At 45.5% G+C, this 6,759-nt stretch carries 10 protein-coding genes; 8 read left to right on the plus strand and 2 right to left on the minus strand.

Going from position 1 to position 6,759, the window contains the following annotated elements:
• Positions 1-291: 291 nt before the first annotated feature.
• The 4 genes from HHO50_RS20755 (at position 292) to HHO50_RS20770 (ending at position 2,133) form a co-directional block, all read left to right on the plus strand.
• Entirely contained in the window at positions 292-510 is a 219-nt protein-coding gene (locus HHO50_RS20755) for a hypothetical protein (RefSeq protein WP_181309066.1), read from the plus strand.
• 4 nt (positions 511-514) lie between these two features.
• The gene (locus HHO50_RS20760) at positions 515-724 is read left to right on the plus strand and encodes a YodC family protein (protein ID WP_181309067.1); all 210 of its coding nucleotides are present in this window, start codon (positions 515-517) and stop codon (positions 722-724) included.
• A gap of 102 nt (positions 725-826) precedes the next feature.
• On the plus strand, positions 827-1,429 hold the full coding sequence (locus tag HHO50_RS20765) for a DUF4468 domain-containing protein (RefSeq protein ID WP_181309068.1): 603 nt from the start codon (positions 827-829) through the stop codon (positions 1,427-1,429).
• 35 nt (positions 1,430-1,464) lie between these two features.
• On the plus strand, positions 1,465-2,133 hold the full coding sequence (locus HHO50_RS20770) for a hypothetical protein (RefSeq protein WP_181309069.1): 669 nt from the start codon (positions 1,465-1,467) through the stop codon (positions 2,131-2,133).
• A 92-nt stretch (positions 2,134-2,225) separates the two neighbouring features.
• Here the strand turns inward: HHO50_RS20770 and mobV are convergent, their stop codons facing one another.
• A complete protein-coding gene (gene mobV / locus HHO50_RS20775; RefSeq protein ID WP_181309070.1) occupies positions 2,226-3,533 on the minus strand; it encodes a MobV family relaxase in 1,308 nt (435 codons plus the stop codon).
• A 508-nt stretch (positions 3,534-4,041) separates the two neighbouring features.
• Between mobV and HHO50_RS20780 the strand changes: the two genes are divergently transcribed.
• A complete protein-coding gene (locus tag HHO50_RS20780) occupies positions 4,042-4,971 on the plus strand; it encodes a replication initiation protein (protein WP_181309071.1) in 930 nt (309 codons plus the stop codon).
• Positions 4,972-5,152: 181 nt separating this feature from the next.
• Entirely contained in the window at positions 5,153-5,314 is a 162-nt protein-coding gene (locus HHO50_RS20785) for a hypothetical protein (RefSeq protein ID WP_181309072.1), read from the plus strand.
• Positions 5,315-5,323: 9 nt separating this feature from the next.
• On the opposite strand, the gene HHO50_RS20790 is transcribed toward HHO50_RS20785, so the two are convergent.
• Complete coding sequence (locus HHO50_RS20790) at positions 5,324-5,968, minus strand: hypothetical protein (RefSeq protein WP_181309073.1); 645 nt, start codon at positions 5,966-5,968, stop codon at positions 5,324-5,326.
• Here HHO50_RS20790 and HHO50_RS20795 point away from each other — a divergent pair.
• Positions 5,967-6,260, plus strand: a complete 294-nt coding sequence (locus HHO50_RS20795) for a type II toxin-antitoxin system HigB family toxin (RefSeq protein WP_181309074.1) — start codon at positions 5,967-5,969, stop codon at positions 6,258-6,260. The two genes, HHO50_RS20790 and HHO50_RS20795, sit on opposite strands and share 2 nt — an antisense overlap.
• A 41-nt stretch (positions 6,261-6,301) precedes the next feature.
• Positions 6,302-6,682 carry a type II toxin-antitoxin system HigA family antitoxin gene (locus HHO50_RS20800; protein ID WP_181309075.1) on the plus strand — a complete coding sequence of 127 codons (381 nt, stop codon included), beginning with the start codon at positions 6,302-6,304 and terminating at the stop codon, positions 6,680-6,682.
• The last annotated feature ends 77 nt before the right edge of the window (positions 6,683-6,759 follow it).

The raw sequence follows: 6,759 nt of genomic DNA on the forward strand, positions 1-6,759 counted from the left end.
AGTTAACGCCTGGTGCTTCCTTACCCCTTGCGTGCTCGGAATGTGACATTCCCGCGAAACGGCTCTGTTTATCATAATAACTGTTATAAGCGAAACCGCCCTGATTCGCTGGAAACGGGGGGTGCGGTTTTGGCACTTTAGAGGGGAGGGGAATCGTGCGGGTCGCTTTCAGTTGCCCGGGCTATGTCGTACATTCGGTGCTTGGTTCCGTTTAGCCCACTAAAAATAGGCCACTAAACGGAATAACTACTTAAATACTGTAGTTGGCGGTAATACAAAAAATATTGAACTATGACAGACGATGAAAAGAAGGTAGTAAAGCTACTATTTGAGAGATTTAAAGGACTTTATTACAAACAAAAAGTATTAAGTGATATGCTTGAAGAAATAATCCCAACACTTCAGGAAAATCCACTTCCACCTGAAAAGATAGCTCGAATAGAAGATGCGGATTGGAAAATTACTGAAGTCGAACTAGAAGAAATAGAAAACTTGTTAAAAAAATTATAAAACTATGGATTTTAATATAGGAGATGTTGTAGAGTTGAAGTCCGGAGGACCTAAAATGACAATTCAAAAAATTGTAGGAAAATCAACCGATAAGATGGAGAACTTTGCTCTTAAAACAGCTGGACATTCGGATGGAGATTTAGTCTGTCAATGGTTTATAAACAACAAACTTGAAACAAATATTTTTAAACCAGAAACCTTGAAAAAAATATAAAAATTACTACCGCCAACATTTTGTAAAAGTTAGGCTACGGCCGAGAGCGTTGACAGTAATTTTATAAAATAAAAACATATTCAAACCAAATTAACAAAAATTATGAAGAAAATTATTCTCCTAATTGCAGTTGCTTTAATTGGAACAGTAAGCTATGGACAATCAGCAAAAGAAATGCTTAGTGAAATTGAAGGCAAATGGCAACTTGACGACAATGGTAATGTTACAATAGTTAAAGTAATAGAAGCACCTGAACTTAAAAAAGAAGAAATCTTTAATAGAGCTTTAAACTATTTTACCTACAATTATATAAGCGGCAAATCAGTTATACAAACCCAAGACAAAGAAAATGGACACATTGTTGGCAAGGGAATTTATGACAATGTTCATATAGGCGTATCAATTATTACAACCCATGTGGACGCTTGGCATATTTTAAGAGTTGACGCTAAAGACGGTAGGGCAAGAGTAATAGTAACTTTAACAGAATACGAAAAGAAAATTGTTGGAGGTGACACGCCCCCTTCTTATTCCACAATGAAAGTTGCACAGGAATATCCAATCAATCCTAAAGGCATGCAAAAAACTGTTATGACAAAAGCTTTCTACAAAGCATTTAAGAAGGCAAACAATACATTAGATGCTGTTGAAAAGGCAATTAAAGAGGGGAGTACGTCAAAATCTATTGAAAATTCTGAATGGTAAAGACACTGCCATAAAAATTACCTAATTTTTAGATTTTGCAAGCAGTAGTTTCATTCTTTCTAATAAATTTTCATAGTCAATATCATTCTACATATAAGTCTTCCTTCCGCCGTTCTAACAGCCTGTTAACTGGTATTAAAAACAATGGCAGTAATTTTAAATTATTGATTATGAAACTTGGAGTTAGAAAACCTTTATTAATAAACAGGTTAGTTATAATTTCAACTACTATTTCAATTTTTTTTGGCTGCAACACCTCTTCTAATGAGTCGGCCAAGGTCGACAGATATAACGATAGCCTTGTACTTGCTGGAAGGGAAGCAGCAGCAAGAGTGGAATTTATTGCTGACAGTATTTACAAAACAACACCGGAATATAAGCTTAAACAAAAGAAGATTGCTAAACTTGAATTAAAGAAGGATAAAATTAAAGATAAATACCAAAATATTGTAGATGATTGTTACGGATGGACTACTTTGAGTAACCGTCGAAATTCTGCAAGTTCATGGACATTCAATCTAACTAAATTTGAGGAAATAATGACTAAAAGAGGTTTTAAACGTGGAGAAAATACAGGAGATTTTGAAGGAGAGGATGGCAGTTTTATTGTAAGAATTCATTATGGCGGAGCAGTTCCCTCAAGCTCAGGATGGCAGCATAAATGGGATATCTTTGTAGATATTAATGAAGATAAAATCAAATAAAAATAGCACCACTAAAACAATATAACAGTAATAACTGGCTTAGTGTTTATTGGTGTTTTCAAATCCTACCTCCTATAAGCATCTGCTTCTTTCTACCGCCCGATTCCCCTTCCCCGGTTCTGCTGCTGGGGCTTGTCCAGGCCCAGCGCCTTTTTCACTTCCTGGGTGATACTGGCCATTGCCTCGTTGACCGTTTTCAGCGCCTTCCGCGCCAAGTCCAGGTAAACGCTCCCCTTGGTGTTCAGGCTCACCCCCCATCTTTTGGAAACCTCATGGTTGAAGGTTTCCATGGCGTAGTCCGCCAGCTTCTGGCGGGAATTCGGGGTGTCCAACTCCTGTAGGCGTCCGTAGTCCTGCTGGGTAGGCTTGGCCTGCTTCTCGATTCCAAGGAATTGCCTGATTAATGGCTCTATGGACGATTTCAGGTGCGTTTCCGCCAATTCCTTCACCTGCCTGGTGAAAACTATGCTCGCGGCCTCTTTGATGGCTGCGGGGGCCTTGTTCAGGGCATAGCTGGCATTCAGGGTGATGCCCTCCTTTCCGGAGTTCACCAGCTGCTCCGCTATGGCCTGGACGGCTTCCTTCTGCCTGGCTGCCGCTGCCGCGGTGTGCTGCTGTTTGGCCTGGGCGTCTTTCACCTGGCTCTCCCTTCGCTTGTTTTCCAATTGCAGGTCTATGCTCTGCTGCTGCAGGGCGGTTAGGGACGTTTTGACGCCCTCCACGTATTTCTCGGGGCTAAGCCTGTCCTTGAAGGTGAACTCCGGCACAGCGGCCTTATTCTGGCTCTCCCGGGCCTCTTTGAGGTGCTCCAGGTACCAGCCCTCGCCCGTGTGCCTGGCTTTGCTGTCCCGCACGCCCCGGCTCAGCTCGAAAGGCTCCATGGCCTCCGCGTACCGGTCCTGCTGCAAAGACAGGCTCTTCTTGTTGCCCATCAGGTCTTTGGCCGACAGACGGCCGTCCTCGGTCAGGGGAACCACTACCGCGTGGATATGGGGCGTCTTCTCGTCCAGGTGCAGCGTGAAGCGCATGATGTTCGCTTCCCCGAACTCCCGGGCCACAAAATCAAAATTAGTTTGCTGCCATTGCTTAAAGCGCGCCGGCTCACTGGCTAGCTTTACCATGTCCTCGTGGGAGCCGGTCAGAACGAGCGACAGGTACTTTACCGCGTCCTTCCGGATGGCCTTCTTCCCCTGGTAGCCTTCCTGGATGCGCTGGGTGATGGCCTCGGGCAGGGGGAGCAGGTGCGCCCCGTTCCCCAGGGCGCGGTTCTCGTTCAGCTCCCGCCGCGAAGGGTCGGTGTGGGGGTACGTGTGCTCGTGGCCGGGCGTGCGGTCGATGTGGTGACCGGTGCCCCCTCCGGAGCCGGAGCCTTTGCTGGCGTGGAATACGGCGAATCCCATGGTTATCTGCTGTTTTTGGCGTTCCTGGGGGTCTTAGGGGTCTCCCCTGACCCATCTGACTTATGCGGTGCAGCTAATAAGTCTAGTGGGCTATACTTCATGCTGAGCTTACGCATTCCAAGGTACGCATTTCTTTCCTTTTTCGGTTCCTCGTCCTGCCTGGGCCCGCGCTTTGTTTTTTTGTTTGGCCTTTTTTCCCTTCTGTTTTCTTGCCAGTTGCTTTCTGTTTCTGGACAGGCGCGGGGGGAGGCTTTCTCTTGTATTTGTTTTTTTTATTTATTTAACTATTTATCTATTTAGGGGGTACCTAACTATCTAATAAATAAGTGTTTACAACAGCGAAAACGAACCTTTTATAAGCGAAAACGAACCTTTTATAAGCGGAAACGAACCTTTTATAAGTCTAAAACGAACCTTTTATAAGCGAAAACGAACCTTTTATAAGCGAAAACGAACTAAATTGTATTTCTGTTTTTTTATTTAGTTCGTTTTCGCTTAAATTGTGATCATGGAACTACAGAAAATTAATATCGACAAGAGAATCATGCAACATAATGCCATTACATCAGGGCGTTTTGATTTTACTGCTTGTCAATTAGATATCTTATTTATGCTGTTGGCCTCTTTAGGGAAGGATGATGCTCCAGGAAAAATATACTCTCTGTATGCTAAGGACATTGAAACTATAACTGGTCGTAAATGGAATTACCAGCAGTTGCAGCATGCTACTGAAGAAATGGGAAGTAGAATGTTTGTTATTGAAACAGAGAAGTCACTCAAACAACTTTGGCTTTTCTCCATGGTAGAATACCAAAAGGGAAAAGGATACTTTGATGTTTCTTTAAGTGATAAGGCACGCCCCTATCTCTTCGAACTGAAAAGTAACTTCACTGTTTTTCAGCTTAAATCTGCTCTGTCGTGCACAAGCAAATATGCCAAGCGACTCTACGCTCTGGCTTGTCAGTGGAGACATACTGACCCAGTTAAAATTTTGAGCATAAATGAACTGAAGGAAATGCTTTATCTGAAAGACCCTACAGGAAAACAGAAAGAGCAATTCACTGAAATTACTGCCTTTAAAACAAAAGTCTTAGATATAGCTAAAAAGCAAATCAATGAAGAGACAGATATTAATTTTGATTATGAACTCATAAAACGTGGACGCTCCTTTGAGTTCATCAAGATTTTTGTTGGCGTCCAGAAAATACGCCAGGTGCAAATTGATTTAAATGAACCCATAGACTACCAGAAGCACGTTAGGAATGTGATGGCATATGGGGTTTCGGAAAGTGCGGCCAAGCAGATAGCCCTGCGTCATTATGCCGACTTCGAGGCGACAGTGACAGACCTCAAGAAAGCCATCTCCGAGGGCAGGAAGGTAGACGACCCTGCCGCTTACCTGGTTGCCGTGTTTCAGAAAAAGGGCGTCCTGAAGTAGGGTGGGAGATAAAATAAGGCTGTTTGAGGTGTTCAGATACACCTTGACAGGTGCCTGGTTTTTCTTTGGCAGGAATCCTGGCGATGACACTGTCCATCTTTGGTCACTCAATTTGGCTTTCCCTTACCCTAACTACATAGGTAGGGTAAGGGAACAACATCTGCCGGGCACATCAGACGACATGATAGATGTTGAGGTTGAGGGCCAGGGCGGCTATACCAGCCTTTACAGGAATCAGATTCGCTACCTCCGGAAAGCCGGGAAAGCCCAGCAGATGCAGTGCCTGGTGAATGGCTTTAGGGAAGAGCTGGAGAAGGGCGAAAAGAAGATGCCGCCTCTTTAGTGACCTCTGTCAGCTGAAGAGCCGCTTCCACCAGTTACCCTTGGGCTGCTCCGGCTCTGGCTGGATCTCTTCCTGGGTTTGGCCCCCCGGGGCCTGTGGCGCTGCCAGTAGATAGGTCTGTTTTTCGACAACGCCCAATAGGCGTTTGACCTCTTCTCTCGCCTCCCTTTCCCGGTGCTCGGCTTCGCGGCGACGGCTTTCCTCAATAGTTATCTTTTCCTCGGCATGCAGCAGTTTCAGCTTTAGAAGCTCGATTTCCCCTGTTGCATTGCTGGTTTCTGGGGGTGTTGCAGACTGCTGCACACTGTTGCTTTGCGGCAGTGTCTCACCCTGTTGCAGTGTTGCGGGCATTTTGAAGGATTGGTACACCCTGCTCAACTCACTCGTGTCAAGCACGGGGTTGTCATCATTGTCAAAATGCTTGCTTAGCTTCCCTGCCTTGATGTGACGATGTAAGGTGCTGCGGTTCTTCCCAGTGAGCCGAGCAGCCTCCGATATGCTGATTTTTGCCATGTTGCACGCTGTTGCTTGCGACAAGGTAGCAACAGCGTGCAACATGGTGCAATATTTAAGAGGAAACAGAAGGGAAAAGAAATATAAAGTTGTCTTTTTGACAACAAAATAGTATATTTGTCGTAAATCAAATTGCCTCATGCACGTCATCAGTTACAAGGCTATCCGAGAATATTACGAGAAACATGCCGCTGCCAAACCTTACCTGACAGCCTGGTTCAAAACCGTCAGAAAGGCGGAGTGGAGTAGCGTTAGTGATATGCGGCATGACTTTCCCAGTGCGGAGATGGTGGTGGACGGGAAAGCTGTCTTCAATATCAAGGCAAACGACTACCGATTAGTGGCACTGATAGGCTTTCGGGCGAAAAGAGTATTTGTGCTCTGGATTGGCACCCACGCCGAATATGACAAGGTCCGGATAAAGGACCTGTGAGGCAGCATAGATTAATCATTCAGAATAAAGCATCTCAACCCATGGACATTAAATTAATTCACACCGAGGCCGATTACCAGGCCACCCTGCAACGCATTCGGGCCTTATGGGAGGCCGAGCCAGGCACCCCGGAGGCCGACGAGTTGGAAGTCCTTGTTATGCTTGTCAATAAATTCGAGGAAGAGCATTACCCGATTGAGGAGCCGGACCCGATAGACTACATCAAGATCCGGATGGAGGAGCTGGGTCTGAGGCAGGAGGATCTGGTGCCTTACATGGGTAACAAGGGTAATGTCTCGAAGGTACTTAACCGCAAACGCGCGCTCTCCCTGGAGATGATCAGGAACCTGCACCGGGGGCTGCGCTTCCCGCTGGAGGTGCTTATTGCGGAGCCTTCTCTGCCGACAAGCGCTGTCAGTTAACGCCTGGTGCTTCCTTACCCCTTGCGTGCTCGGAATGTGACATTCCCGCGAAACGGCTCTGTTTATCATAATAACTG

The organism is Rufibacter sp. XAAS-G3-1 (assembly GCF_013623775.1).
Taxonomy (GTDB): domain Bacteria; phylum Bacteroidota; class Bacteroidia; order Cytophagales; family Hymenobacteraceae; genus Nibribacter.